At 73.8% G+C, this 22,764-nt stretch carries 27 protein-coding genes; 16 read left to right on the forward strand and 11 right to left on the reverse strand.

Annotated features, from left to right (window positions below; translation table 11 throughout):
• Nucleotide 1 precedes the first annotated feature (1 nt).
• From ABZ914_RS01610 to ABZ914_RS01630, 5 genes are all read left to right on the forward strand, one after another.
• A complete protein-coding gene (locus ABZ914_RS01610; RefSeq protein WP_387030809.1) occupies nt 2-472 on the forward strand; it encodes a MaoC/PaaZ C-terminal domain-containing protein in 471 nt (156 codons plus the stop codon).
• Nucleotides 473-551: 79 nt separating this feature from the next.
• Nucleotides 552-1,526 carry an alpha/beta fold hydrolase gene (locus ABZ914_RS01615; protein ID WP_500190916.1) on the forward strand — a complete coding sequence of 325 codons (975 nt, stop codon included), beginning with the start codon at nt 552-554 and terminating at the stop codon, nt 1,524-1,526.
• Nucleotides 1,517-2,380, forward strand: coding sequence for an SDR family NAD(P)-dependent oxidoreductase (locus ABZ914_RS01620; protein ID WP_500190918.1), 864 nt, complete (start codon nt 1,517-1,519; stop codon nt 2,378-2,380). The genes ABZ914_RS01615 and ABZ914_RS01620 overlap by 10 nt, the downstream gene beginning before the upstream one ends.
• Nucleotides 2,381-2,471: 91 nt before the next feature.
• Nucleotides 2,472-3,149: a response regulator transcription factor gene (locus ABZ914_RS01625; RefSeq protein ID WP_500190919.1), complete on the forward strand. Its 678-nt coding sequence runs from the start codon at nt 2,472-2,474 to the stop codon at nt 3,147-3,149.
• A gap of 139 nt (nt 3,150-3,288) precedes the next feature.
• Entirely contained in the window at nt 3,289-4,647 is a 1,359-nt protein-coding gene (locus ABZ914_RS01630; protein WP_500190920.1) for a sensor histidine kinase, read from the forward strand.
• A 45-nt stretch (nt 4,648-4,692) separates the two neighbouring features.
• Here ABZ914_RS01630 and ABZ914_RS01635 read toward each other — a convergent pair whose 3' ends face one another.
• A complete protein-coding gene (locus ABZ914_RS01635; RefSeq protein WP_500190922.1) occupies nt 4,693-6,099 on the reverse strand; it encodes a hypothetical protein in 1,407 nt (468 codons plus the stop codon).
• A gap of 237 nt (nt 6,100-6,336) precedes the next feature.
• Between ABZ914_RS01635 and ABZ914_RS01640 the strand changes: the two genes are divergently transcribed.
• Entirely contained in the window at nt 6,337-7,125 is a 789-nt protein-coding gene (locus ABZ914_RS01640) for a CAP domain-containing protein (protein WP_500190924.1), read from the forward strand.
• A 13-nt stretch (nt 7,126-7,138) separates the two neighbouring features.
• On the opposite strand, the gene ABZ914_RS01645 is transcribed toward ABZ914_RS01640, so the two are convergent.
• Nucleotides 7,139-8,635 (reverse strand): sigma-70 family RNA polymerase sigma factor, encoded by a 1,497-nt coding sequence (locus ABZ914_RS01645; RefSeq protein ID WP_500190925.1) that lies wholly within the window; start codon nt 8,633-8,635, stop codon nt 7,139-7,141.
• A 177-nt stretch (nt 8,636-8,812) separates the two neighbouring features.
• On the opposite strand from ABZ914_RS01645, the gene ABZ914_RS01650 reads away from it, so the two are divergent.
• The 3 genes from ABZ914_RS01650 to ABZ914_RS01660 all read left to right on the forward strand — a co-directional run bounded on the left by ABZ914_RS01650 (nt 8,813) and on the right by ABZ914_RS01660 (nt 11,748).
• Nucleotides 8,813-9,931 carry a sensor histidine kinase gene (locus tag ABZ914_RS01650; RefSeq protein WP_500190927.1) on the forward strand — a complete coding sequence of 373 codons (1,119 nt, stop codon included), beginning with the start codon at nt 8,813-8,815 and terminating at the stop codon, nt 9,929-9,931.
• Complete coding sequence (locus tag ABZ914_RS01655) at nt 9,928-10,593, forward strand: response regulator (protein ID WP_190866937.1); 666 nt, start codon at nt 9,928-9,930, stop codon at nt 10,591-10,593. Before ABZ914_RS01650 ends, ABZ914_RS01655 begins: the two co-directional genes overlap by 4 nt.
• Before the next feature lie 99 nt (nt 10,594-10,692).
• Complete coding sequence (locus ABZ914_RS01660) at nt 10,693-11,748, forward strand: AF_0692 family protein (protein WP_500190929.1); 1,056 nt, start codon at nt 10,693-10,695, stop codon at nt 11,746-11,748.
• Here the strand turns inward: ABZ914_RS01660 and ABZ914_RS01665 are convergent.
• Together ABZ914_RS01665 and ABZ914_RS01670 are read right to left on the reverse strand one after the other, a co-directional pair.
• Nucleotides 11,724-12,218 carry a DUF3237 domain-containing protein gene (locus tag ABZ914_RS01665; RefSeq protein WP_500190930.1) on the reverse strand — a complete coding sequence of 165 codons (495 nt, stop codon included), beginning with the start codon at nt 12,216-12,218 and terminating at the stop codon, nt 11,724-11,726. The two genes, ABZ914_RS01660 and ABZ914_RS01665, sit on opposite strands and share 25 nt — an antisense overlap.
• Before the next feature lie 6 nt (nt 12,219-12,224).
• Nucleotides 12,225-12,677, reverse strand: coding sequence for an ester cyclase (locus ABZ914_RS01670; protein ID WP_500190932.1), 453 nt, complete (start codon nt 12,675-12,677; stop codon nt 12,225-12,227).
• Between the two features lie 74 nt (nt 12,678-12,751).
• Here ABZ914_RS01670 and ABZ914_RS01675 point away from each other — a divergent pair, with 74 nt between their 5' ends.
• Nucleotides 12,752-13,363, forward strand: coding sequence for a TetR/AcrR family transcriptional regulator (locus ABZ914_RS01675; protein WP_500190934.1), 612 nt, complete (start codon nt 12,752-12,754; stop codon nt 13,361-13,363).
• Nucleotides 13,364-13,440: 77 nt separating this feature from the next.
• The gene (locus tag ABZ914_RS01680) at nt 13,441-13,911 is read left to right on the forward strand and encodes a VOC family protein (RefSeq protein ID WP_500190935.1); all 471 of its coding nucleotides are present in this window, start codon (nt 13,441-13,443) and stop codon (nt 13,909-13,911) included.
• Between the two features lie 24 nt (nt 13,912-13,935).
• On the opposite strand, the gene ABZ914_RS01685 is transcribed toward ABZ914_RS01680, so the two are convergent.
• Nucleotides 13,936-14,805 (reverse strand): helix-turn-helix domain-containing protein, encoded by an 870-nt coding sequence (locus tag ABZ914_RS01685; protein ID WP_500190937.1) that lies wholly within the window; start codon nt 14,803-14,805, stop codon nt 13,936-13,938.
• A gap of 154 nt (nt 14,806-14,959) precedes the next feature.
• On the opposite strand from ABZ914_RS01685, the gene ABZ914_RS01690 reads away from it, so the two are divergent.
• Nucleotides 14,960-15,895, forward strand: coding sequence for an alpha/beta hydrolase (locus ABZ914_RS01690; RefSeq protein ID WP_500190939.1), 936 nt, complete (start codon nt 14,960-14,962; stop codon nt 15,893-15,895).
• Nucleotides 15,896-15,904: 9 nt separating this feature from the next.
• Here ABZ914_RS01690 and ABZ914_RS01695 read toward each other — a convergent pair whose 3' ends face one another.
• Both ABZ914_RS01695 and ABZ914_RS01700 read right to left on the reverse strand, forming a co-directional pair.
• Nucleotides 15,905-16,477, reverse strand: coding sequence for a dihydrofolate reductase family protein (locus ABZ914_RS01695; protein ID WP_500190940.1), 573 nt, complete (start codon nt 16,475-16,477; stop codon nt 15,905-15,907).
• A gap of 154 nt (nt 16,478-16,631) precedes the next feature.
• Entirely contained in the window at nt 16,632-16,901 is a 270-nt protein-coding gene (locus ABZ914_RS01700; RefSeq protein ID WP_500190942.1) for a winged helix-turn-helix domain-containing protein, read from the reverse strand.
• Between the two features lie 163 nt (nt 16,902-17,064).
• On the opposite strand from ABZ914_RS01700, the gene ABZ914_RS01705 reads away from it, so the two are divergent.
• The gene (locus tag ABZ914_RS01705; protein ID WP_500190943.1) at nt 17,065-17,343 is read left to right on the forward strand and encodes a hypothetical protein; all 279 of its coding nucleotides are present in this window, start codon (nt 17,065-17,067) and stop codon (nt 17,341-17,343) included.
• A 112-nt stretch (nt 17,344-17,455) separates the two neighbouring features.
• On the opposite strand, the gene ABZ914_RS01710 is transcribed toward ABZ914_RS01705, so the two are convergent.
• Nucleotides 17,456-18,007 (reverse strand): TetR/AcrR family transcriptional regulator, encoded by a 552-nt coding sequence (locus ABZ914_RS01710; protein WP_500190945.1) that lies wholly within the window; start codon nt 18,005-18,007, stop codon nt 17,456-17,458.
• 90 nt (nt 18,008-18,097) lie between these two features.
• Between ABZ914_RS01710 and ABZ914_RS01715 the strand changes: the two genes are divergently transcribed.
• Both ABZ914_RS01715 and ABZ914_RS01720 read left to right on the forward strand, forming a co-directional pair.
• Nucleotides 18,098-19,288, forward strand: coding sequence for an MFS transporter (locus ABZ914_RS01715; protein WP_500190947.1), 1,191 nt, complete (start codon nt 18,098-18,100; stop codon nt 19,286-19,288).
• On the forward strand, nt 19,285-19,671 hold the full coding sequence (locus tag ABZ914_RS01720) for a nuclear transport factor 2 family protein (RefSeq protein WP_500190949.1): 387 nt from the start codon (nt 19,285-19,287) through the stop codon (nt 19,669-19,671). The genes ABZ914_RS01715 and ABZ914_RS01720 overlap by 4 nt, the downstream gene beginning before the upstream one ends.
• An 86-nt stretch (nt 19,672-19,757) precedes the next feature.
• Here the strand turns inward: ABZ914_RS01720 and ABZ914_RS01725 are convergent, their stop codons facing one another.
• The gene (locus ABZ914_RS01725) at nt 19,758-20,510 is read right to left on the reverse strand and encodes a helix-turn-helix domain-containing protein (RefSeq protein WP_433142906.1); all 753 of its coding nucleotides are present in this window, start codon (nt 20,508-20,510) and stop codon (nt 19,758-19,760) included.
• An 88-nt stretch (nt 20,511-20,598) separates the two neighbouring features.
• Here ABZ914_RS01725 and ABZ914_RS01730 point away from each other — a divergent pair, with 88 nt between their 5' ends.
• The gene (locus tag ABZ914_RS01730; protein WP_500190951.1) at nt 20,599-20,982 is read left to right on the forward strand and encodes a nuclear transport factor 2 family protein; all 384 of its coding nucleotides are present in this window, start codon (nt 20,599-20,601) and stop codon (nt 20,980-20,982) included.
• 21 nt (nt 20,983-21,003) lie between these two features.
• On the opposite strand, the gene ABZ914_RS01735 is transcribed toward ABZ914_RS01730, so the two are convergent.
• Together ABZ914_RS01735 and ABZ914_RS01740 are read right to left on the reverse strand one after the other, a co-directional pair.
• Nucleotides 21,004-21,459, reverse strand: coding sequence for a tellurite resistance TerB family protein (locus ABZ914_RS01735; RefSeq protein ID WP_433142912.1), 456 nt, complete (start codon nt 21,457-21,459; stop codon nt 21,004-21,006).
• 125 nt (nt 21,460-21,584) lie between these two features.
• A complete protein-coding gene (locus tag ABZ914_RS01740; protein ID WP_500190953.1) occupies nt 21,585-22,745 on the reverse strand; it encodes a sulfotransferase family protein in 1,161 nt (386 codons plus the stop codon).
• Between the last annotated feature and the right edge of the window lie 19 nt (nt 22,746-22,764).

A 22,764-nucleotide genomic window follows, 5' to 3' on the forward strand; every position in this document is an offset into this window, starting at 1 on the left:
CATGGCCTACTCTCTCGCCGACTTCCCGGACCTGGTCGGCAAGGAGCTGTTCCGCTCGGACTGGGTGCCCCTCCGCGACGAGGACGAGGAGGCGTTCGGGCACGCGACGTTCCTGCGCGAGGACTTCCTCGGCCGGCCCCCGTCCGGCGCCCCGGACGGCGAGCGCCTCGTCTCCGGATTCCTGCTCCTGTCGATGCTGGTCGCGTTCCACAAGCGGGAGCTGGAGCTGCGCGGCGCGAACGGGCTGAACTACGGCCTCGACAAGGTCCGGTTCCTGCGCCCGGTGCCGACCGGCAGCCGCGTCCGCGTGCGGGCGACGCTCCTCGACGTCCGGGAGAAGGACGCCGGGACGCGCGTGCTCACCCGGAACGAGCTGGAGGTGGAAGGCGCGGGCGCCCCGGCGATGGTCGCCGACTGGATCACGTTCTTCGCGCGGGACGGCGCGCGGAGCGCGGAAGCGGGTTCCCACTGAGCGAGACACCGCGCTGCCAACGGCGGCGCCGTCCTGCACAGTCCGAAGGTCAGGTCCCTCGTCGCGAAGGAACCGCAGCATGGCCGGCTGGACTCATCGGTACGCGCGCATCAACGGCCTCGACGTCCACTACGTGGAGCAGGGCGAAGGGCCGCTCGTCGTCCTCCTGCACGGGTTCCCGCACCTGTGGTTCAGCTGGCGGCACCAGATCGGGCCGATCGCCGACGCCGGCTTCCGGGTCGTCGCGCCCGACATGCGCGGCATGGGCGGGACGAGCGGCCCGGACGACCCCCGCGAGTACGGCGTCGAGCACATCGTCGGCGACGTCGCCGGCCTCCTCGACCACCTCGGCGCGGAGCGGGCGGCGTTCAGCGGCCTGGACTTCGGCCTGTTCGCCGCCTACGACCTCGCCTACCACCATCCCGAGCGCGTCGCGGCGATCATCGGGCTGGAGAACCCGTTCTTCACGCCGAGCGAGGAGTCGCCGCTGACGCTGGCCGCCCGGCAGGCGAAGCGGCACTTCAACCACATCCACTACTTCGCCGAGCCCGGCGTCGCCGACCGCGACCTCGGCGCGGCGCCCCGCGAGTTCCTGCGCAAGGTCTTCTACGCGCTCTCCAGCGACTACCACTACCTCGACGTCTGGCGGAAGCCGCCCGGGACGACGTACATCGACGCGCTCCCGGAGACTCCGGCGCTCCCGTGGCCGTGGCTCACCGACCTGGAACTGGAGTTCTACGTCGACGCCTACAGCCGCAGCGGGTTCACCGGCGGGCTCAACTGGTACCGGGCGATGGACCTGTCCTGGGAGTACCGAAAGTCGTACGCGGGCCGCAAGAACCCCGCGCCGTTCTACTTCATCGGCAGCGAGCAGGACGCCGACCTGGAGGGCTGGCACGGCGACGACCCGCTGGACAGGCTGCACGAGCACCACGAGGACGTCCGCGACGTCCGGATGCTCAAGGACGCGGGCCACATGATGCAGATGGAGCGACCCGAGGAGACGACCGCGACCATGCTGGAATTCCTCGCGAGGAGCGGCGAATGGGCCTGACCGGAGACCGGGTGGCGGTGGTCACCGGGGCGAGCCGCGGCGCCGGGAAGGGCATCGCGCTCGCCCTCGGCGAGACCGGCGCGACCGTCTACGTGACCGGACGCACCCGCGCCGACGGCGACGCCGACCTGCCCGGCAGCGTGCACACCACCGCGAAGGAGATCGGCGAGCGCGGCGGCACCGGCGTCCCGGTGATCTGCGACCACTCCGACGACGACCAGGTCAGGGCGCTGTTCGAGCAGGTCGAGCGGGAGCGCGGCGGGCTGGACGTCCTCGTGAACAACGCGTTCACGATCCCGGACGGCCTGACCCGCAAGGGCCCGTTCTGGGAGAAGCCGCTGGCGCTGCAGAGCATGCTGGACGTGGGGATGCGGTCGGCCTACGTCGCGACGTACTACGCGGCGCCGCTGCTGATCCGCGGCGGCGGCGGGCTCGTCGTCAACACGTCGTCGTTCGGCGGCCGCTGCTACATGCACGGCCCCGCCTATGGCGCCGGAAAGGCCGCCGTGGACAAGATGGCCCACGATATGGCGGTCGATTTCCGCCCCTACAACGTCGCCGTCGTCTCGCTGTGGATGGGGCTGCTCAAGACCGAACGGAACCGGGCCCTTTTCGAGGGCGTCCCGGACAAGTACGCCTCGTTCGCCGCCAGAGCCGAGTCGCCGGAGTTCAGCGGCCGGGTCATCGACGCGCTCGCCCGTTCCCCGGAGCCGATGAAATGGACGGGACGGGTCCTCATCGGCGCGGAGATCGGGGCGGAGCTCGGCGTCACCGACGTCGACGGGAGCCGGCCGCGCTCGCACCGCGCGATGCTCGGCGACCCGCCGGAATTCAACCCGGCCGTGGTCGAGTAGCGACGCCGCGCCACCGTTCCGGAAAGGCGCGTTCCGGAAAGGCGCGCCTTTCCGTTCTCCGGGCGCCCGCGCGATGCCTTATCGTCCAAGCGTGGCCTCGATCCTGCTGGTGGAAGACGACGAGCACGTGCGGCGCGCGCTGATCCGGGAGCTGACGGAGCTGGGGCATTCGGTGCGCAGCGCGGGCCGGGCGCTCGACGCGCTGCGGGAGGCCACGGCGAACGCGCCGGAGGCCGTCGTCCTGGACCTCGGGCTCCCCGACCTCGACGGCGGCGAGGCGCTGAAGATGCTGCGCGCGGTCTCCGACGTCCCGGTGATCGTGGCGACCGCGCGGGACGGCGAGGCGGAGATCATCCGGCTGCTCGGCGCGGGCGCCGACGACTACGTGGTGAAGCCGTTCTCCGCCGACCACCTGCACGCCCGGCTGGAGGCGGTGCTGCGGCGCGCCCGCTCCCCGCGCCGCCGCGACGCGGTCGTGCTCGGCGAGCTGCGCGTCGACCTGGAGCGGCGGCAGGCGTCCATGGGCGGCGCGCCGCTGCGGCTGTCGCGCCGCGAGTTCGACCTGCTCGGCTACCTCGCGGAGAACGCGGGCCGGGTCGTCGGGCGGCGGGAGCTGCTCGCGGAGGTGTGGCGGCAGCCCTACGGCGACGACCAGACCATCGACACGCACCTGTCGTGGCTGCGCCGCAAGATGGGCGAGAACGCCGCCGCGCCCCGCTACCTGCACACCGTCCGGGGCGTCGGCGTCATGCTCGTCGGCCCCGAATAGCGCACGAGCAGCGCACAAGCCGCGCCCAGAGCGGCACCCTGCGGGGGCACGGAAACCACCTCGCATTGGCCTATCATCTCCGGAACCAGTTGCGGTCCTTCCATAGACCAACTGAATGCGTGATTCCGGGGGGAAGCCGATGAGAGGTGCGCTGGCGCGGATCGCGACGGCCGTGACCGCCATGGTGGCGCTGTCGTTCGTCGTGCCGCTCGGCCTCCTGGTCGGGCAGATGGCGCACGACCGGGCGCTGTCGGCCGCCGCGCAGCAGGCCGCCTCCCTCGAACCCGTCCTCACCGTCACCTCCGCGCCCGCCTCGCTCGCCGACGCGGTCGGCTCCACCCCCGCCGGGGCGGCCGGGCGGCTCGCGCTGCACCCGTCGCAGGGCGCCGCGATCGGCGCCGCGCACGCGTCGGACGCCGACGTGCGGAAGGCGCGCGGGCTGCGCCGGGCGTTCACCGCCGCCGCGGCCGGCGGGACGGTCCTGCTCACGCCCGCGCTGCTGGACTCCGACCGCGTCGCCGTCATCGAGGTGTACGTGCCCGACGCGGACCTGAACCGGGGCGTCGCGCGGTCCCGCACGGTCCTCGGGCTCGTCGCGGTCGCGCTGGTGCTGGTGTCGGTGGCGATGGCGGACCGGCTCGCGGTCCGGGTCGTCCGGGCCGCCGACGGGCTGGCGAGCGCGGTGACCCGGGTCGGCGACGGCGACCTCGCCGCCCGCGTCGCGCCCGGCGGGCCGCCGGAGCTGCGCGCCGCCGGGACGGCGTTCAACCGGATGGCGGACCGGCTCGTCCGGCTGCTGGAGGCCGAGCGGGAGTCCGCCGCCGACCTGTCGCACCGGCTGCGGACCCCGCTGACCGCGCTGCGGGTGAACCTCAACGGGCTGGCCGCGAACCCCGCCGACCCGGTCCGGATGGCGCACAGCCAGGACGCGCTGAGCCGCCTGGAGGAGGCCGTCGACCGGATCATCGCGACGGCGCGGCGGCCGGCGGGCGAGCCGCCGGGGTGCGACGCGGCGGGCGTCGTCCGGCGGCGGCTGGAGTTCTGGTCGGAGCTGGCCGCCGACCAGGGCCGCGACTGCGAGGCGGTGGTCCCGGACGGCGCCGTCCCGGTGCCGGTCGGCGAGGACGACCTCGTCGCCGCCGTGGACGCGCTGCTCGGCAACGTCTTCCGGCACACGCCGCAGCGGACCGCGCTGTCGGTCACGCTGCACCGGGGGCGGTACTCCACCGGCCTGCTGGTCGGCGACGCCGGGCCCGGCATCCCGGACGCGGAGGCGGCGCTGCGGCGCGGCGCGAGCGGCACCGGCTCGACCGGCCTCGGCCTCGACATCGCCCGCCGGCTCGCCGAGTCGACGGGCGGGACGCTGAAGATCGGCACGTCGCCGCTGGGCGGCGCGCAGATCGAGCTGTGGCTGCGCACCGAGTCCCGCGCGCCGTCCCGCCGGACCGCGCGCCGGCCCCGCCGCCCCCGCCGTCCTCGCCGCGGCGCCCGCGGCTAGCCGCCGCGGGTGCCACGGGCGCCACGGACGCCGTCACTCAGCGGGTCACCTGTCCTTGCGGGGGACGTAGAGGCGGATGTCGTCGATGACCGCCTCGCCCTCGTAGTAGTTCAGGTGCGGGTCGCCGATGACGAACGAGTCGGGGTACGCCGAGCCCTTCGGCCAGGTGTGCCGGGTGATCCACGTCCCGTGCGGGCCCTTGTGGACGAGCTTGCGGTCGAAGCGGCCGTCGTACTCGCCGGGCGTCTGGTTGTAGTGCCAGATCGGGCGGCCGTGCTCGACGAAGTCGTGGTGGACGCGCAGCGTCGCCTGCCCGATGAACCGGAACGGGCCGCTCATCTCCAGCGTGTACCCGGTGTCGTCGCGCTCCACGGCGAACCGGTACGACGCCTTCGGCAGCAGCTGCGGCTGGAGCTCCGCGCTGGTCAGGTGCCCCTCGAACCGCTTCCCCGGCCCGTACGGCTTGTCCAGGGACGCGTTGCCGCAGGCGGTCTTGGCGTAGTACTCGGTGCTGATGTTGTTGTCCGGGCCGCCGATGAACTTGTCGCCGCGCGCGAACAGCGCGTTCACGCCGTTGAAGGTGCCGTCGAACGTCCGGTACATCTTGCGGGTCTTCGGGTCGCAGGTCGCGGCGTGCTTCCAGCGGGGGAGGTCGCTGTAGTAGCCGTCCATGATGACCTTGCGCCGGAAGTGGATGTCCGGGTTGCCGTGCGGCGCGGGCGTCGCGTAGTCGAGGATCGTCATGTAGTAGAAGCCGTTCTCCCGCGTCACGTCGTGGTACTGGCACCGCGACTGGCCAGGGAGGGCGCCGGTGAACGTCCACGGGAAGCGGGTCTTGCACGGCTCCTTCGTGTAGCCGTTGTGGCGGCCGTTGTAGTCGAACGTGCCGTTCCGCTTCCCGCCGAAGTCGATGCCGCGCAGCGTCATCTCGACGCGGTAGTGCCGGGGCAGCGGGCGGGTCGGCCGGATCAGCACGCCCGCGTCCCAGCTCGGCTCGGAGAGCCGCGCGGCCCGCTGCCCGCCGGGCAGCGTGACCGTCGACAGGCCGGGACGGGAGTCGGGACGGCCGTCGTGGTCCTTGTCGACGGCGGCGACCTCGGCGGTCAGCCATCCCTTCCGGCCGAACGCGACGCGCTTGCGGAACACGTTCAGCGTGGCCATCTGCTTCTTGAACAGCGGGCCGCTCATCGTCGTCCACGCCTCGCCGTCGTCGTCGAACGCGTCGACGTTCCACGGGCTGCGCCTTCCCTGCGGGTCCAGCCGCCACGGCGCGCCGTCGACGCGCAGGGGCCGGTCGAAGTCCTCGGCGTCCAGCAGGACCCAGCGCCCCTTGCCGGACGCGCCGACGCCGTTCCCGGACGCGTTCCCGGCGGGCGCGGGCCATGCCACGGAGGCGGTCGTCATGGCGGTCGCCCCGGCGGCGGCGATCGCGGCCTTCCAGCTTCTCTTCACGGCGTGACTCCTCGGTTGCCCGGACCAGGCGGGCGCTGTGCCCTCCGGTGGTCAATCAGAGAGCCCTGCCTCCGTGGGCGTGCCGTCCGACATGCGGTCTTGCCCCTTTCTTGGCCCGTCCCGGCGCCGCGTCTTGGGCGCTTCTGAAGAAGCCCTGGATTTTTGGTTATCGCCCGTCCCGCGCGGGGTCCGCTGCGTGTTCGCACAGCCCCGACGAGAGAAGGATGTGGCATCGCCATGAGCTACCCCCCTGCCCGCGGCACCGGACGGCCGCGTCCCGCGAGGCCGCGCCCGGGACGGCCGCGCAGGGCGTCCCGCCGCGTCGCCGTCTGGACGGCCGCGGGCGCGGCGGGCCTGCTGGTGATCGGCGGCGTCGCCGGGACGGCCGCCGGCGCGTTCGGGGACGGCGCGGACGGCGCGCCCACCGCGAGCGGCTCGTCGTTCTCCCCGAGCGCCGCGCCGACCGCCCCGGTCGCCGACGCGCCGCGGACGGCACCGAGCCGCGCGCCGCGGCCGAAGCACAGGAAGGCCAAGGCGTCGCACAAGCCGGCGCCGCGCGCGACGAGCCACCGTCCCGCCACGAAGGCGCCCGCGAAGGCTCCCGCGAAGCCGAAGGCCCCGGCCGCGCCCGCCGGCGGGACCGCCGGACGGTACGCCTCGCAGGTCGTCGCGCTGGTCAACGCCGAACGCGCCAAGCACGGCTGCGGCGCCCTGACGGTCAACGGCAAGCTGGCGCGGGCCGCGCAGGGCCACTCCGCCGACATGCACGCCCGGAACTTCTTCGACCACACCAACCCGGACGGCAAGGACCCCGGCGACCGGATCACCGCCGCGGGCTACCGCTGGTCCTCCTACGGCGAGAACATCGCCAAGGGCCAGGCGACCCCCGCGAGCGTGATGGACGCGTGGATGCACAGCTCCGGCCACCGCGCGAACATCCTGAACTGCGGGTTCAAGGAGATCGGCGTCGGCGTGGTGCTGAGCGGCGGCCCGTACTGGACGCAGGACTTCGGCACGAGCCGCTGACCGCTCCGGGGCCTCAGGCGGGGGTCGCGAAGTCCTGGGTCCACCAAGGGCCGCCGGACCCCGGCACAAAGCCCACTCCGATCATCGTCAGGCGGCAGTTCAGGATGTTGGCGCGGTGGCCGGAGCTGTTCATCCAGGCCGTGACGACGGCGGGCGGGGACGCCTGGCCCTGCGCGATGTTCTCCGCCCACGCGCTCCAGCGGAAGCCGGCGGCGGTGATCCGGTCGCCCGGATCGTCTCCGTCGGCGCCGCCGTGATCGAGGGCGTGCCGGGACGCCATGTCCTCGGTGTGCGCCTGCGCGGCCTTGTGCAGGGCGGGCGAGACTCGCAGCGGGCGGCATCCGGCCTTGGCCCGGTTCCGGTTGACCAGCGCGACGACCTGCTGCTCGACGCCCGGCTTCGCGGTCTTCGACGGCCGCGGCGGCGCGAGGTGCTCCTTGACGGACGTGGCGCCGGGACGCGGCGCCGGGGTGCGCGACGGGGTCCGGTGCGCGGCGGCGGGCGGGACGTCGCGGGGCGGCGGTTCGGCGGGCGAGCCGCCCCGCGTGCCCCAGAAGACCTCCGCCGCGCCGGCGACGCCGACGGCCGCGGCGCCCGCCACCCACTTGGCCGCCGCGAGACCGGCGCCCTTCCCCGCGCCCGCCGTGCCCGCCGTGCCTGCCCCGCCTGCGGCGCCCGCCCCGCCCGCGCCGGACGCGGCGGCCGTCGGCGTGGACGAGGCCGTGAACGCCGCCGGGAGCGCGTGCAGCGGGTGCGCGGCGGGCAGCGGCACCATGACCAGGCCCGCGAGCAGCGCCTCCGGCGGGAGCAGGTCCCGCTGCCGGGAGCCGCAGTCCCGGCAGCGGCGGACGTGCTTGGCGACGCGCTTGCGCCACAGCGGGGACGGCCGCCCGTCCCATCGCGCGAGGACCGGGACGAGCGCCTCGCAGCGCCGCTCCGCCGCCACGACCCGCACGACGGCGCGGCACGTCGCGAGCTGCTTCTTCATCCGCTGCACCCGGACCGCCGCGTGCGCCGCCGACACGCCCAGTGCGTCGGCCAGCTCGCCGCGGGTGAGGTGGCCGGACGCCTCCAGCCACCACAGGCCGAGCAGCTCTCGCTCCCCCGCGTCGAGCCAGCGGGTCGCCTCGGCGATCTCGCGGCGCTGCCCGGACAGCTCCAGCCGCAGGACGGCGGCCTCGGCGAAGTCGGCCTCGGACGCGGCGACCCGCGCGAGGGCGTCGGGGTCCATGGGCGTCCCGCGCTGGAGCGACGTCCAGCGGCGGCGCACCTGGTTCATCGCGATGGACACGAGCCAGGAGCGGAACCGTCCCGGCTCGCGCAGGCCGTGCAGCCCGCCGAGCGCGCGCAGCACCGAGTCCTGGACGACGTCGTCCACGTCGGCGTGGCCGTCGAGGGCCCAGCCGACCACGTTGTAGAGCAGCGGCAGGTGCGCGGCGACCAGCCGCTCCCTGGCCTCGGGGTCGCCGTCCTGCGCCGCCCGGACCAGCAGGTCCACGTCCTCGCCCACGCGCGTCACCGTCCCTCCAGCGGATCGCCCCCGACCCCCTGGAGACCTCCTAAAACACCGCAGATAACAACAAGCGCACTATCTCCGGCAAGTCCCCCACCCTCTGTACGGCGCCGGGCGCCCCGGAGGTTCCGCTCCCGCCCCGTCCAGGGGACCGGGTTGGTAGCGTCGGCGAGCGTGCGGGATCGGTATGCGGCGGTGTTGCCGTCCTGGTGGCGAGCGGTGTCCGGGGCTTGCGCGCTCGGCGCGGCGGGAGCCGTCCCGTTCCTGGACGCGGGCTGGACCGCGCGGGCGGCCATCGTCGCCTTGCTCCTCGTCCAGGGAGCCGCGGCGGGATGGCTGATGCGCGACCGCCCGGAGGCCGCGCTCGCGGTGACGGCCGCCGCGGGCGCCGGGATCCAGGCGCTCGGGCCCGAGCTGGGGCCCGGCATCCTCTTCGTGGTGCTGTGCGCGTTCGCGTGGCTGCGCCCCGCGCGAACCTCGCTGTGGGGCATGGGCGCCGTCGCCGCCGTGACCGCCGCCGTCGCCGCGGCGCAGGACCGGCTGGTCGCCCTGTGGCCCGTCGCCGCCCTGCTCGCCTGGAGCTGGGGCGCGCTCGGACGCGCGGAAGCGGCGCGCCGGCACGCCGAGGCGCGGCGCGCGGCCGTAGAGGAGCGGGCGCGCATCGGGCGGGAGCTGCACGACGTCCTCTCCCACACCGTGTCCGTCATGGTCGTGCAGGCCGCCGCCGCGGACGACGTCTTCGACGCGAACCCCGGGCTCGCGCGGCGGGCCGTCCGGAACCTGGAGGCCGAGGGGCGGCAGGCGCTCGCGGAGCTGCGGCACTTCCTGCGGTCGGTCCGGGACGCCGACGGCGGCGAGCCGGACGGATCCGTCCCCGGCCTGGGAGACTTGGACCGGCTCGCCGCCTCCGTCACCGGCGCCGGGCTGCGGGTCCGGATCCAGCGGGAGGGGATGGCCGAGGTGCGGGTTCCGTCCGGCGTGGGCCTCGCGGTCTACCGGATCGTCCAGGAGGCGCTGACGAACGCGCTGCGGCACGCCCGCGCGGGCCGCGCCGACGTCGTGCTGCGGTACGCGGGCGGGCGCCTCGACGTCGACGTCCGCGACGACGGCCCGGGCGCCCTCACGGCCCCCGGCGACACGGCATCCGCTGGCACGGGCCTCGCCGGGAGCGGGCAGGGCATCGCCGGGATGCGGGAGCGCGCCCTGCTGCTCGGCGGCACGTTCGAGGCCGGCCCCGACCCGGACGGCGGGTTCCGGGTGCGGGCGTCGCTGCCGGTCGGGGAGGCCGGGTGACGATCCGCGTGCTGGTCGCCGACGACCAGGACCTCGTCCGCGCCGGCTTCAGCATGATCATCGAGGCGCGGGACGACCTCACCGTCGTCGGCGAGGCCGGGGACGGCGAGTCCGCCGTCCGCGCGGCCGAGCGGCTGCGTCCCGACGTCGTGCTGATGGACGTCCGGATGCCCGGCGTCGACGGCATCGCCGCCACCCGGCGCATCACCGCGTCCGCCGACCCGCCCAAGGTGATCATCCTGACGACGTTCGACCTGGACGAGCCGCTCTACGCGGCGCTCCGGGCGGGCGCCGCCGGGTTCCTGCTCAAGGACGTCCGGCCGGACGACCTGGCCGAGGCGATCCGGGTCGTCGCCCGCGGCGACGCGCTGCTCGCGCCGTCGGTGACCCGGCGGCTGCTCGACCGGTTCACCGCGACCGAACCGCGCGCGCCCGTCCGGCCGGAGGCGCTCGCGGAGCTGACCGACCGCGAGATGCAGACGCTGGAGCTCGTCGCGCGCGCCGCGTCCAACGCCGAGATCGCCGCTCGGCTCGTCGTCACCGAGGCGACGGTGAAGACGCATGTGTCGAGCATCCTGCGCAAGCTCGGCCTGCGGGACCGCGTGCAGGCGGTCGTCCTCGCCTACGACCTCGGCCTGGTCCGCCCCCGCCCCTCCGCATAGAAACCCGCGTTCCGGGGCGGCTCTCCGACGAAAGTCGCAGGGCGGAGACCGATCCTTCGTTGGAAGCGCCCCAGGCCGCGCGTTCCTAGCGTTGACGGCATGACGAAGCGGCGTTCGGGGACGGCCCAGCGTCCGGGGAAGGCTCAGCGGTCGCGGCGGGCGGCGTGGACGCTGGTCCTGGTCGCGCCCGCGGTCGCCGAGCTCACCCTCGGCACCGTCCCGGTCCGGATGTTCTGGCTGGTGCTGCTCTACGTGCCCGTCTACGGCGCCGGGGTGCTGCTGATCCGGGAGCTGGTCCGCCGCTTCGGCGGCGGGTGGAGCAGCGTCCTGGCGATGGGCCTGGTGTACGGACTGGTCGAGGAGGGGCTGGCGCTGCAGAGCCTGACCAGCCCGCACTTGTACGGCGCGGCGGACTGGGGGCCGCGCCCCTTCGGCGTCAACGCCCCGTACGCGGAGCTGAACCTGCCGTACCACGCGGTGTTCAGCGTCCTCATCCCGATCGCGCTCGTGGAGCTGGTGTTCCGCCGCCACGGCCGCGCCGCCTACCTGCGGCGCGGCGGCCTGGTCGTCACCGGTCTCGTCGCGGCCCTCGGGGCGCTGCTGCTCCGCGTCTCGGTCCCGCCGTCCGAGGACCCGCACTACGCGCTGCCGGGCGGGGCCGCGCTGATCATCCTCGCGCTGTGCGCGGCGCTGACCGTCCTGGCCCTGGGCGTTCTACCCCACCTGCCCCGTCTCCCCCGCCCGCCGCTACGGGGCGCCCTGCCTGCGCCCCGGGTGCTCGGCGTCGTCTGCGGCGCCGCGTCGTTCGGGTACCTCGCCCTGCTGTTCCCGTTCGCCGGCGCCGACCACTCCGCCTTCGTCCCGCGCGCGTGGACGCCCGTCCCGATGGCCGCCGCCGCGCTCCTCGCCGCCGCGACCGCCGTCCTCCTGTGCCGGGCGGGCGGCTGGACGGACCGCCACCGCCTCGCCGCGATCTCCGGCGCCCTCGTCGCGCACACCGCGTTCGGGCTGGTCGCGAACACCGGGAACGTCCCGGACGCCCTCGGCCTGATCGTCGTCGCCGCCGCGATGGTCGCCCTGCTCGCCGCCCTCGGCCGCCGCCTCGCCGCACCCGGACCGGCCCGCCCGGCTCACACCACCCGGGAGACCTTGTAGGCGATGCCGCCCTCGACGAGGTAGCCCGTCCCCACGCAGACGGCGTCGTTCAGCCACGCGTACCGCTCGGCGCCCGTCTCGAAGAGCGGGTTCGTCCTGAAGTAGTAGCGGGACGGGTCGACGCGGTGCCGGGTGGCGGTGTCGGCCATCTCGTCGCGCAGCTCCGGCGGGGTGGTGTAGCGGCCGCCGTAGGTCATGTGCACGAGGGCTCCGTCGTCAGTGCGCAGCGCGAGCCGCACGTCCAGGCACATCGTCCCGCCAGGACGGAACAGCGCCCAGTCACCGCCCCCCGGCAGCACCTCTCCGCGCAGGCGGGGTCCCTCGAACCCGCCGCCCGCGGCGCCGAACAGGACGCGCCGCCCGGCCGGTCCCCTGCCGAAGTCCAGCGGCGGGTCCAGATCGACCACGATGTCGAACAGGAGCTCCGTCCGGATCTCCCCGACGTCCTTCACACGCGGGTCCGCGAGCATGCGCCATCACCTTTCCCGGTCGCGGAACAGGCGGCGCCGGACGGCGTCGGCCGAGACGCCGGACTGCGCGCACAGCTCCGCGAGGTCGAAGAAGAAGTACTCACCGGCGATCAGATCGTCCTTGAACGCGAACCGGATGAACACCGGCAGCTCGGCGCGGCGCCCGCTGGGCTCGACGCCGAACCGGGTGCCGGTGAGGGTCATCCGGGCCGTCCCCCAGCAGACCAGGGCGTCGCGGTTCGCGGCATGCCCCTGCAAGGCGACGTCGTAGTCCGGGAACGAGGCGAAGAACCGGCGCAGCGCCACCGCGTTCTCCGCCGGGCCGCGCGCGGTCGTCCCGAAGGCCGGGCTCTCCAGCACCATCTCCGGGTGCAGCAGCGCCATGGCCGCGGGCACGTCCTGGCGGCTCTTGGCGGCGGCCAGCGCCTCCGCCAGCTCGACCATGCGATCGGGGTCCATGCCCGCTCCTCTCCCGCCGACGAGAAAACAATACGATCGATCGTACGTATAGGCAATCTGGCACGATGGACCCGATGAGCGAGGACGACCTCCCGGCCGACGGCCGGCTGCTGCGCGGCGCGCGGACCCGGAAGACCGTCACCCGGCACGCCGTCGACGTCGCCTCGGCCGAGGGGCTCGACGGCCTCAGCCTCGGCCGCCTCGCCACCGACCTGCGGATGTCCAAGAGCGGCATCCAGACCCTGTTCCGGTCCAAGGAGAACCTGCACCTCGCGACCGTCGAGGCGGCCCGCGAGCTGTTCGTCGACGCGGTCGTGCGCCCCGCGCGGTCCGCCCCGCCCGGCGCGGCCCGGCTGCGCGCGCTCGTCGCGAACTGGATCGACTACGCCGAGAAGCCGCTGTTCACCGGCGGCTGCTTCTGGGCGGCGAACCTCCCCGACTTCGACAGCAGGCCCGGCCCCGTCCGCGACGCCCTGGCCCGCCAGCACCGGGACTGGCTGGCCCTCCTCGCCGCCGAGTACCGCCGCGCGGCGGCCGCCGGCGAGATCGCGCCGCTCGACGCCGACCTGGCCGCCTTCCAGACCGACGCCGTCCTCACCGCCGCCAACACCGCCCTGCGCCTGGACGAGCCCGGCGCGACCGCCATGGCCCGCCGCGCGATCGACGGCCTCCTCGCCCCTCCCTGACCCGCCGGGCGATCTCCCGGCAGAACTTTCACCGTTCGCGGAACGAAGCTGTCCGGATTGTCCGCGAGGCTTGCACCATGACCTCGAACACCAGCGGAACGCGCGCCGTGACGGCCCGCGAGATCCAGATCACCTTCGACTGCGCCGACCCGGCGGCCCTGGCCGCGTTCTGGGCGGAGGCCCTCGGCTACCGGCTCCAGGACCCGCCCGGCGACTTCCGGACCTGGGACGAGGCCCTCGACGCGATGGGCGTGCCGCCCGAGCGCCGCAACGACGCCTCGGCGGTCGTCGACCCGGCGGGCGACGGGCCGCGCCTGTTCTTCCAGCGCGTCCCGGAGTCCAAGCAGGTCAAGAACCGCGTCCACCTCGACGTGCGGGCGGCGCCCGGCCTCACGGGCGACGCGCGGATGGCGGCCCTGGAGGCGGAGGCGGAGCGGCTCGTCGAGCACGGCGCCGCCCGCCTCCAGCGCTTCGAGCCCGCTCCCCCGCTCGGTGCCGGGCACATCATCATGGCCGACCCCGAAGGCAACGAGTTCTGCCTCGACTGACCCGTGTCACTCGGGGCGGCCGCGCTAGGCGCCGGGTGCCGTGGCCGGACGGTCCTGCGGCGCCCAGGAGAGAAGGATGCGGAGCGCGTCGTCGGACGGCGTCCCCGGCTCGGCGGTGAGGACCATGAGCCGCTGGCCGCCGCCGTCCGGGCTGTTCCAGGTGTCGCAGTCGAGCGTGAGGTCGCCGACCACGGGGTGCCGGTAGCGCTTCGTGCCGTGGCCCGCGGAGTTGACGCGGTGCTCGGCCCACCAGGTGCGGAAGTCGGCGTCCTGGACGGAGAGCTCCCCGACGAGCCGCGCGAGCTCGGGGTCGTCGGGGTCCTTCGCCGCCTCCATGCGGAGGGCCGCGACGGCGTCGCGGGCGTCGTGCCGCCACTCCAGGTGCATGCCGCGGATGCCCGGGTCGGTGAACATCAGGCGGACGTAGTTGCGTTCACCGGCGGGCACCCGGGCGAAGTCGGTGTAGAGGGCGGCGGCCGCGTCGTTCCACGCCAGGACGTCCATCCGCTTGCCGAGCACGACCGCAGGCGTCCCCGGGAGCCGGTCGAGCAGGCGCCGCACCGCAGGCCGCACCCTCTGGGCGGCGCGGCGGCGGCGCGGCCGGGCGTCGGTCTTGCCCGCGATCTCGTAGAGGTAGGTCTGCTGGTCCTCGTCCAGGCGCAGGGCGTCGGCGAGGGTCTTGAGGACCCCGGCGGACGCCCGGACACGGCCCTGCTCCAGCCGGGTGTAGTAGTCGACGCTGATCGCGGCGAGCCGCGCGACCTCCTCGCGGCGCAGGCCCGCGACCTTGCGGCGCCCGTCGTCGTCGGGCAGGCCCACGTCGCGCGGCGTGAGCTGGGCCCGGCGCGCCTTGAGGAAGACCCCGAGGTCCCCGGCCTGCGATGAAGCGGTCATACCGTCCATTGTCGGCGGACGGGGGACGCGTTGGGAGGGCAGGATCCTTCCCAGGCAAGAACCCGCCTCTTACGGGCGCCTCATGGGAGCGCCACCGTGGAACCACGCCGCCGGAACCACCGGCGGCGGCCCCACGAAGCACTGGAGCAATCCCATGAAGATCGATGTCGCCTTCGACAGCAACGGCATCACCCTCGCCGGCCACCTCCACCTGCCCGACGCGCCGGACGGCGGCCCGTGGCCGGGCGTGGTCGTCGGCCACCCCGGCACCGGCGTGAAGGAGCAGACCGCGGGACTCTACGCGTCCCGGCTCGCCGCCCGGGGCTTCGCGGCCCTCGCCTTCGACGCCGCCTACCAGGGCGAGAGCGGCGGCGAACCCCGTGGTCTGGAGGACCCGGCCCAGCGCGTCGAGGACCTCAAGGCCGCCGTCTCGTTCCTTACCACGCGCCCCGAGATCGACGCCGGACGCATCGGCGCGCTCGGCATCTGCGCCTCCGGCGGCTACGTGCTGCCCGCCACCGCCGGCGACCACCGCGTCCGGGCCGTCGCCACCGTCAGCGCCGTCGACATCGCCCGCCAGTTCCGGCTCGGCGCCGACGGCACCCAGGCCCCGGCGGTCTTCCAGGGCATGCTCGACGCCGCCGCCGTCGCCCGCACCACCGCCGCGCGCGGCGAGGACCCGGGCGCGCTGCCCCTGTTCCCCGCCACCGTCGAGGAGGCGCGCCGGCTCGGCGGCGAGCACGGAGCCGAAGGCTTCGACTACTACCGGACCCCGCGCGCCGAGCACCCGCGCTCGGCGACGGCCCTCACCTGGTCCAGCGTCGACCGGATCGCCGCCTTCGACGCCTTCGCGCCCGTCCCGCTGATCGGCCCGCGCCCGCTGCTGATGATCGTCGGGACCCGCGCCGTCACGTCCTGGATGAGCGTCGAGGCGTTCCAGAAGGCCACCGGCCCCAAGGAGATCCACTGGATCGACGGCGCGAGCCACGTCGACCTCTACGACAGGGAGCGGTACGTCGGGCCGGCGGTGGAGAAGCTCGCCGCGTTCTTCACCGCCGCGCTCGCCGAGTCCCGGGCGCGGGCCGCCTAGCCGGGGGCGTCAGCGGACGACGTCGAACACGTTCTTCTGGATGCCGTTCGCGTACGCCTCGTGCTCGACGAGCTTCAGCTTCTGCGCGTCCTTGTCGGTGCCGCTGAACAGCCGCTTGCCCGCGCCGAGCAGCACCGGGAAGACGAGCAGGTGGTAGCGGTCGATGAGGCCCGCGTCGGAGAGGTCCCGGTTGAGGGTGGCGCTGCCGTGGATGATGATCGGGCCGCCGTCGGTCTCCTTCAGCGCGGCGACGTCGTCCAGCGAGCGCAGGATCGTGGTCTCGCCCCAGTCGGAGACGAGGTCGCCGTCGGTGAGGGTGGTGGAGACGACGTACTTCGGCATGACCTTGTAGTCGGCGAACTCCGCCATGCCCGGCCAGACGGGGCTGAACGCCTCGTAGCTGACCCGGCCCATCATCATCGCGGCGGCCTCCTTCTGCTCCCGGCCCTTGAGCTCGTAGGCCTCCGGGAGGAACTCGATGTCCTTGAAGGTCCATCCGGAGTTGCGGTACTCCGGCTCGCCGCCGGGACCCTCGACGACGCCGTCGAGCGAGACGAAAGCGGTGCTGATCAGAGTGCGCATCTGGGATCTCCCGAGCCTCTCGTGATGGTTCTCAACGGGCGGACGGGATCACGTCCACCCTGGGGCCATTCGCCCCACCTTGGCAGACCGCCCGCCGGTTCAGAACTCATCGCCGCCGAAGACCACTTCCGGCCGCCCGCACCCCGGTCGGCCGCTACCCGGCCCCCGGCGCCGCGCTCTTCAGGACGTCCAGCGCGTCCGCCTTCACGATGACGGCCTTACCCGGCACACCCCGCACCAGACCCCGCGCCTTGAGGATCTTCACCGCCTCCGTCGCGGTGCGCGGGGAGACGTCGCACTCCTCGGCCAGCTCGGCCCCGGAGGGGATGGCCGTCCTGGGCGGGTACGTCCCGTCCGCTATGCGCGCGGCGACCAGGTCCGCCAGCTGCACCCGCAGCGGCGCCTCGCCGTCCAGCTCGACCATGATCCAACGGTATGCGCATGTCGCGTATGCTTCTTAGCTCGCATAGGCTGCGTAGCGTGCGTAGGTTGCCTAAGCTTGGGGTGCCGAAACAGAAGCGCCCCGTCCGGACGTTGCGACCGTCCGAACGGGGCTAGGACCGGACGCCCTGGGAGGCGAACGACCCATGACACCCGATGCTAGGGCGCGGCTTGAGGCGCTCGGGACCGTTCTGCGCGCGCACGGGCTGAGCGCGCGGTTCACGCCGGACGGCCTTCATGTGGAGAACCCGGACGCGGAGGGCTGCTGCACCGTCCACCCCTGCCTCGTCATGACCGTGGAACCCCGCCCAGAGGACGCGGGGCGGCCGTGGTTCTGGACGGGGTGGCGCCATCCGGTCGCGGAGGCGGACCGGGTGGCGGACGCCGTCCTCGCGATCAAGGGCCTGCTGGACGGGGCGCCGTGACCGCGCTCGTGACGGCGGCGATCGCGCTCGCCGCGGCGGTGTCGGCGAGCTGGGCGACCGCGCTCACCGTCGGCCGCCGCCCCAGGTACGTCGGCAGGCACCGCGCGCCGTTCTAGCGCTCGGTGGCGAGGGTCCGGACGGCGTCGGCTATGGCGGGACGGAGCTCGTCCAGGGAGTGGTCGGGGCCGAGGAGCATGCGCCTGATCTGGGGCATCGCCAGGGGCCAGGCGACCAGGCCCAGGGTGAGGAGCATCAGGGTGGCCGGGTCGCCGGAGGCGCTGGCCACGGCGTCGGTCTTGTCCCGGTAGTGGGCCGTCCGGGCCGCCTCGTCGGGGACGGGGCCGTCGCCGAGTTCGAGCGCCTCCCACAGCAGCAGGCGCAGGGCCTCGGGATGGTCGCGGTGGTAGTCGAACAGCCGCTCGGCATAGGCGCCGAGGTCGCCGCCGTCCGCCGGGACCGCCGCGGCGAGGTCGGTCATGAGGCGTTCGAGGACGGCGGCGAAGAGCCGGTTCTTGTCGCCGAAGTAGTCGTAGATGGCCCGCTTGTTGGCCTCGGCGTTCGCGGCGATGCGGTCGACGCGGGCGCCGGCGACACCGTGCTCGGCGAACTCGGCGGACGCCGCCGCGAGGATGCGTTCCCGGGTCGCCGCTGAGTCATAGCCCATGCCCGGCATTCTAACGAACCGGTTCGTTTGACACGGGGCACCGTCGTACTCCAAGATCGAACCAACTAGTTCGTTCGATTGGAGGACCGGATGGTCGCAGTACGGGCGCCGGCGGCACGGCCGGCGCTGTTCACGGCGATGGCGGTGTGCAGCGGCGCCGCCGTCGCCAACGTCTACCTCGCCCAGCCGCTGCTGGACCTGTTCGCCCGCGGGCTCGGCGTCTCGCCTGCGGCGGCCGGAACCGTCGTCACCTGCGCACAGTTCGGGTACGCGGGCGGCATCCTGTTCCTGGTGCCGCTCGGTGACGCGCGCCGCCGCAGGCCGCTGCTGGCCGCGATGCTGGGCGTCACCGTGGTGATGCTGCTGGCGGCAGCGGCGGCGCCCGGCCTCGGTGTGCTCGCCGCGGCGACGGCTCTGGCCTGCGGTGCGACGGTGGTGCCGCAGGTGCTGATTCCGATGGCCGCCGAACTGGCGCCGCCCGAGAGGCGGGCCGGCGTCGTCGCCAACGTCCAGATCGGCCTGATGACCGGCATCATCGGCGCGCGGGTCGTGGGCGGCGTCGTCGGCGAGGCGCTGGGCTGGCGGTCCGTCTACCTTCTGGCGGCCCTGCTGACCGGCCTGGCGGGTCTGGTCACCGTGTGGCTGCTTCCCGCGGAGAGCGAGCGGGGCGGCGCGTCCTACGGACGGCTTCTAGCGTCACTGCCAGGACTGGTGCGGCGAGAGCCCGCACTACGGCACGCCTGCCTTCTGCACGGCGCCTTGTTCGGTGCCTACACCGCCACCTGGACGACGCTGGTGCTCGTCCTGACGCACGAGCCGTACGGCTACAGCAGCGCGGAGGCCGGGTTGTTCGGCCTGCTCGGATTGTCCGGAACGGTCGGGGCGCCATGGGCGGGCCGGTTCGTCGACCGGCGCGGGCCGACCCCGATCCTGGCGGCGTCGGCCGTGCTGACGCTGGTCGCCGCCGGGGCCTACGCCGCCGGGCGCGCCGTCCTGGCGTGCATGGTGGCGGCCATCCTGCTGGGCAACCTCGCCATCCAATGGAGTCAGCTCGCCAACCAGGCGCGCATCTTCGCCCGCGTCCCGGACGCGCGCAGCCGCGCCAACACCGTCTACATGGTCGCGGCGTTCCTGAGCGGCGCCGTCTCCGCGGCGCTGGCGAGCGCCGTCTACGGCTCGTACGGATGGGGCGGCGTCTGCGCCGTGCAGGCCCTGCTCGCCCTCGCCGGGCTGGCGGTGGTTCCCGCCGTCCGGCGCCACGACTCGAAAGGATCGTCATGACCTTCCCCGCCATGCCCGCAGCCGTCCTGCGCTTCTTCACGGCCTCGCAGGAGGGCGACGCCGCGGCCTGGGCGTCCGCCTTCGCCGAGGACGGCGCGTTCCACGACCCGGTCGGGCAGCCGCCGATCGTCGGCCGGGACGCGATCCGCGACTTCATCGCCTCGGTGCTGCCGAGGTTCCGGCCCTTCCTCGGGCTGACCCCGATGGAGGCCCACACGGTGGGCCGGTCCGTCGCCGTCGCCTGGCGCGGCGCGGCCGTCTCGCTGTCGGGGGCACCCGTGAACTGGTCGGGCATCAACGTCTACGAACTGGACGGCGACGGCCTCATCCGCGAGGCGCGGGCCTATTTCGACCAGAGGATCTTCCAAGCACAACTCGGCTGACGCGGAGAGCACCGCGCGCCGTTGTTCTCGTTGAGTTGTGGCGTGTTGCCCTTCGGTCGGATCGCATCGGCGCAACACGCCACAGGTCAGCGCTCGAAGTGGGCGGCGGTCTCCGCGTCGGCCGGGTAGTAGGACTCGATGGCGACCTCGTCGAGGGTGATGTCCTGTGGGGTGCCGAACGTGGTGATGGTGGAGAAGAGCCGCAGCTCGCGGCCGGAGTGGCGGACGATCATCTGGATGACGACGTCGGAGTCCGCCGGAGGGTCGTCCGGGCCGGGTTCAAGGAGTTCCTCGTAGAGGGCGGCCAGGCCAGGGTCCGGGGCGGCGGCGAGCTGGCGCCGGACCCGGGAGCGGAACACCGCGCGGACGTCGGCCATGTTCACGACGAGGCGGGCGAGCCCGCGCGGATCCAGGCCGAGCCGCAGCAGGTTGACGGGCGGCCGGAGCAGCTCGGGGTCGACCTCGGCGAGGAACGGCTCGACGGCGGCGTTGGTCATGACGATGTTCCAGCGGCGGTCGAACGCCAGCGCCGGGTACGGCTCGTGCGCGCGGAGCACCCGTTCGACCGCGTTCCGGGCGGCGGACAGCGCGGCGTCGTCGAGCGGCCGTTCGGCGTACCGGGGCGCGAAGCCGGCCGCGAGCAGCAGCCGGTTGCGGTCGCGCAGCGGCACGTCGAGCTGGTCGGCGAGCCGCAACACCATGTCGGCGCTCGGGTTGGAGCGCCCCGTCTCGACGAGGCTGACGTGCCGCGCCGACACGTCGGCCGCGATCGCGAGGTCGAGCTGGCTGAGCCGCCGGCGATGCCGCCACTGCCGCAGGAGCTCCCCGACCGTGTGCACGGTTCCCGAGCGTACTCATCGTGGCGCCGGACGCCATGAAATGGGATTTCATCGACAATCCGCGGCCGCCGCGGAAACACTGCGATCCATGACGAACAAGGACACCGTTCGGCAGGCACTGTCCGAACTGATCGCGACCGGCAGCACCGCCGGGCTCGCGCCGCTGCTCAGCGACGACTTCGTCCACCACAGGCCGGACGCGACCTCCTCGACCAAGGCCGAATGGCTCGCCAACGTGCAGGCGGCGCTCACCCCGCTCGCCGATATGCAGGTCGAGATCCGGCACCTGCTGGCCGACGGGGACCACGTGGTGCTGCACACGCGGCGCCGGCTCCCGGACGGCGGGCCGGAGATCGCGGTCGTCGACATCTGGCGGGTCGACGGCGGGCTGATCGCCGAGGCGTGGGAGATCATCGAGCCGACCGCCCACGCCGCGGCCAACCTCACCTGGTGGGAGCCCGCCGCCCGGTGACCCGCCGACCGGGGCCGGTGGCTACAGCTCGAACTCGGCGGGCGGCAGGCCGACGGCGAAGCACGCCTCGCGGACGACGGCCTTCTCCGCGTCGTCGAAGTCGCCGTCGGCGCCCCCGATGACGATGCCGATCTGGATGACGGCGCGGGCCTCGGCAGGCTTCTTCTTCACCTTGCCGATGTCCTGGAGGACCGCGACCTTGCCGAAGTCGAAGTCGGCGGTGAGCTTGGCCACGTAGTCGTTGAAGCGGCGCTGCAGGTCGTCGGCGGGGAAGTTCTGCAGCACCTCGTTGCCCATGATGAGCGACGCGGTGCGCTGCCGCTCGGCCGGGTCCACGCTGCCGTCGGCCGCCGCGACCAGCGCGCACATCGCCATGCTCGCGTCGCGGAACGCTCCGCTGGTCAGTTCGTTCTTCTTGTTGAGCAGCTGCGTCTGCATCGTCTGGGTCGACTCGCGGAGCCTGTTCCAGAGAGCCATCGCTTCCCTTCCCATCGCCGTGCGGACGGTCCGCACCTTCTTCTACAACTGTAGTAATTGAGGGAAGGTTCCCGGGCACGGAACGAGGGCGGGGCCGCCGCGGCCCCGCCCTCGCGTCCGGTGTCTCAGGCCCGCAGGCCGCTGGTGTAGTCGGCGAACCGCTCGTCCACCTCTTCGGCGGTGAGGCCGAAGTCCTCCAGCGAGTAGCGGTGCGCGGGCTTCGCGGCGCTCGTGGTGCTCTCGCCGTGCAGGCGCGCCATCGCCGTCCGGGCCTCGTCGGTGAACGGCAGCCCGAAGTGCGCGTAGACGCCCTCGACCGTGCCGATCGGGTCGCGGACGAAGTCGTCGTAGTGCACGTCCGCGAACCGCGCCTGGTCGTGCTTGGCCCGCTCGGCGCGGAACGCCTCCAGGCCGCGGCTCCACAGGTCGAGCTGGTCACGGCCGATCGTCGCGCCGGTGAAGACGTCCGACCAGCCGGCGGTGGCGTGCGCGGCGAGGCTGCACATGGACGCCATGGCGGTGCGCGGCGTCCGGTGCGTCTGGACGATCAGCGCGTCCGGGTAGACCTCCAGCAGCGCGTCGAGCGCGAACAGGTGGCTCGGGTTCTTCAGCACCCAGCGGCGGCCGGCGTCGTTCATGCCGATGAGCTGGAGGTTGCGGCGGTGCCGGGCGTAGGCGGGCGTCCAGTCCTGCGCGGCGAGCCAGGACGAGTACGTCGGCAGGTGCGCCAGGCACTCGAACGAGATCGACAGCATGTTCTGCCGGAGGAGCTGCCAGCACTCCTCGACGGAGTCCGCCGAGATGTAGTGGACGCCCATGAACTCGGGGTTCTCGACGTGGTGCTTGCGGTACGCGGCGTCGATCGCCTGGTAGAGCGGGTCGTCCGCCCAGGTCTCGCGGGGCGGGCGCGGCTGCGGGATCTCCGCGAGCCACAGGTCGAGGCCCTGGTGGGCGGGGTCGGCGGTGAGGAGCCGGTGCAGCGCCGTGGTGCCGGTGCGGGGCAGCCCGGTGACGAAGATGGGCCGCTCGATCGGCACGTCCGCGTACCCGGGATGCTTCTTCCAGGCGGCCTCGGAGAACTGCCGGGCGGCGAGGGCGCCGCGCAGCATCGCGCGCTGCGCCTTGTTCCCGGCCGGGGTGAGGCCGGCGTCCTTCGCCAGCGAGTCGAGCAGGACCTCCAGCCCGCCGAGGTAGTCGTCGTCACCGAACTCCGTCATGCCGGTGACCTTGCTCGCGGACGCGTGGAGGTCCTCGACGGTCCCCACGCTGTCGCGGCCTGCGCTCATCGCTGTGCCTTCCTCAACA

Origin of the sequence: Spirillospora sp. NPDC046719, from assembly GCF_040645715.1 — a bacterium.
GTDB lineage: Bacteria > Actinomycetota > Actinomycetes > Streptosporangiales > Streptosporangiaceae > Spirillospora.

Coding starts and splice junctions, on each gene's coding strand:
- ABZ914_RS01610 (WP_387030809.1), top strand. CDS start 2: ATGGCCTACTCTCTCGCCGACTTCCCGGACCTGGTCGGCAAGGAGCTG.
- ABZ914_RS01615 (WP_500190916.1), top strand. CDS start 552: ATGGCCGGCTGGACTCATCGGTACGCGCGCATCAACGGCCTCGACGTC.
- ABZ914_RS01620 (WP_500190918.1), top strand. CDS start 1,517: ATGGGCCTGACCGGAGACCGGGTGGCGGTGGTCACCGGGGCGAGCCGC.
- ABZ914_RS01630 (WP_500190920.1), top strand. CDS start 3,289: ATGAGAGGTGCGCTGGCGCGGATCGCGACGGCCGTGACCGCCATGGTG.
- ABZ914_RS01640 (WP_500190924.1), top strand. CDS start 6,337: ATGAGCTACCCCCCTGCCCGCGGCACCGGACGGCCGCGTCCCGCGAGG.
- ABZ914_RS01660 (WP_500190929.1), top strand. CDS start 10,693: ATGACGAAGCGGCGTTCGGGGACGGCCCAGCGTCCGGGGAAGGCTCAG.
- ABZ914_RS01665 (WP_500190930.1), bottom strand. CDS start 12,218: ATGCTCGCGGACCCGCGTGTGAAGGACGTCGGGGAGATCCGGACGGAG.
- ABZ914_RS01670 (WP_500190932.1), bottom strand. CDS start 12,677: ATGGACCCCGATCGCATGGTCGAGCTGGCGGAGGCGCTGGCCGCCGCC.
- ABZ914_RS01675 (WP_500190934.1), top strand. CDS start 12,752: ATGAGCGAGGACGACCTCCCGGCCGACGGCCGGCTGCTGCGCGGCGCG.
- ABZ914_RS01680 (WP_500190935.1), top strand. CDS start 13,441: ATGACCTCGAACACCAGCGGAACGCGCGCCGTGACGGCCCGCGAGATC.
- ABZ914_RS01685 (WP_500190937.1), bottom strand. CDS start 14,805: ATGACCGCTTCATCGCAGGCCGGGGACCTCGGGGTCTTCCTCAAGGCG.
- ABZ914_RS01690 (WP_500190939.1), top strand. CDS start 14,960: ATGAAGATCGATGTCGCCTTCGACAGCAACGGCATCACCCTCGCCGGC.
- ABZ914_RS01695 (WP_500190940.1), bottom strand. CDS start 16,477: ATGCGCACTCTGATCAGCACCGCTTTCGTCTCGCTCGACGGCGTCGTC.
- ABZ914_RS01700 (WP_500190942.1), bottom strand. CDS start 16,901: ATGGTCGAGCTGGACGGCGAGGCGCCGCTGCGGGTGCAGCTGGCGGAC.
- ABZ914_RS01705 (WP_500190943.1), top strand. CDS start 17,065: ATGACACCCGATGCTAGGGCGCGGCTTGAGGCGCTCGGGACCGTTCTG.
- ABZ914_RS01710 (WP_500190945.1), bottom strand. CDS start 18,007: ATGGGCTATGACTCAGCGGCGACCCGGGAACGCATCCTCGCGGCGGCG.
- ABZ914_RS01715 (WP_500190947.1), top strand. CDS start 18,098: ATGGTCGCAGTACGGGCGCCGGCGGCACGGCCGGCGCTGTTCACGGCG.
- ABZ914_RS01720 (WP_500190949.1), top strand. CDS start 19,285: ATGACCTTCCCCGCCATGCCCGCAGCCGTCCTGCGCTTCTTCACGGCC.
- ABZ914_RS01730 (WP_500190951.1), top strand. CDS start 20,599: ATGACGAACAAGGACACCGTTCGGCAGGCACTGTCCGAACTGATCGCG.
- ABZ914_RS01735 (WP_433142912.1), bottom strand. CDS start 21,459: ATGGCTCTCTGGAACAGGCTCCGCGAGTCGACCCAGACGATGCAGACG.
- ABZ914_RS01740 (WP_500190953.1), bottom strand. CDS start 22,745: ATGAGCGCAGGCCGCGACAGCGTGGGGACCGTCGAGGACCTCCACGCG.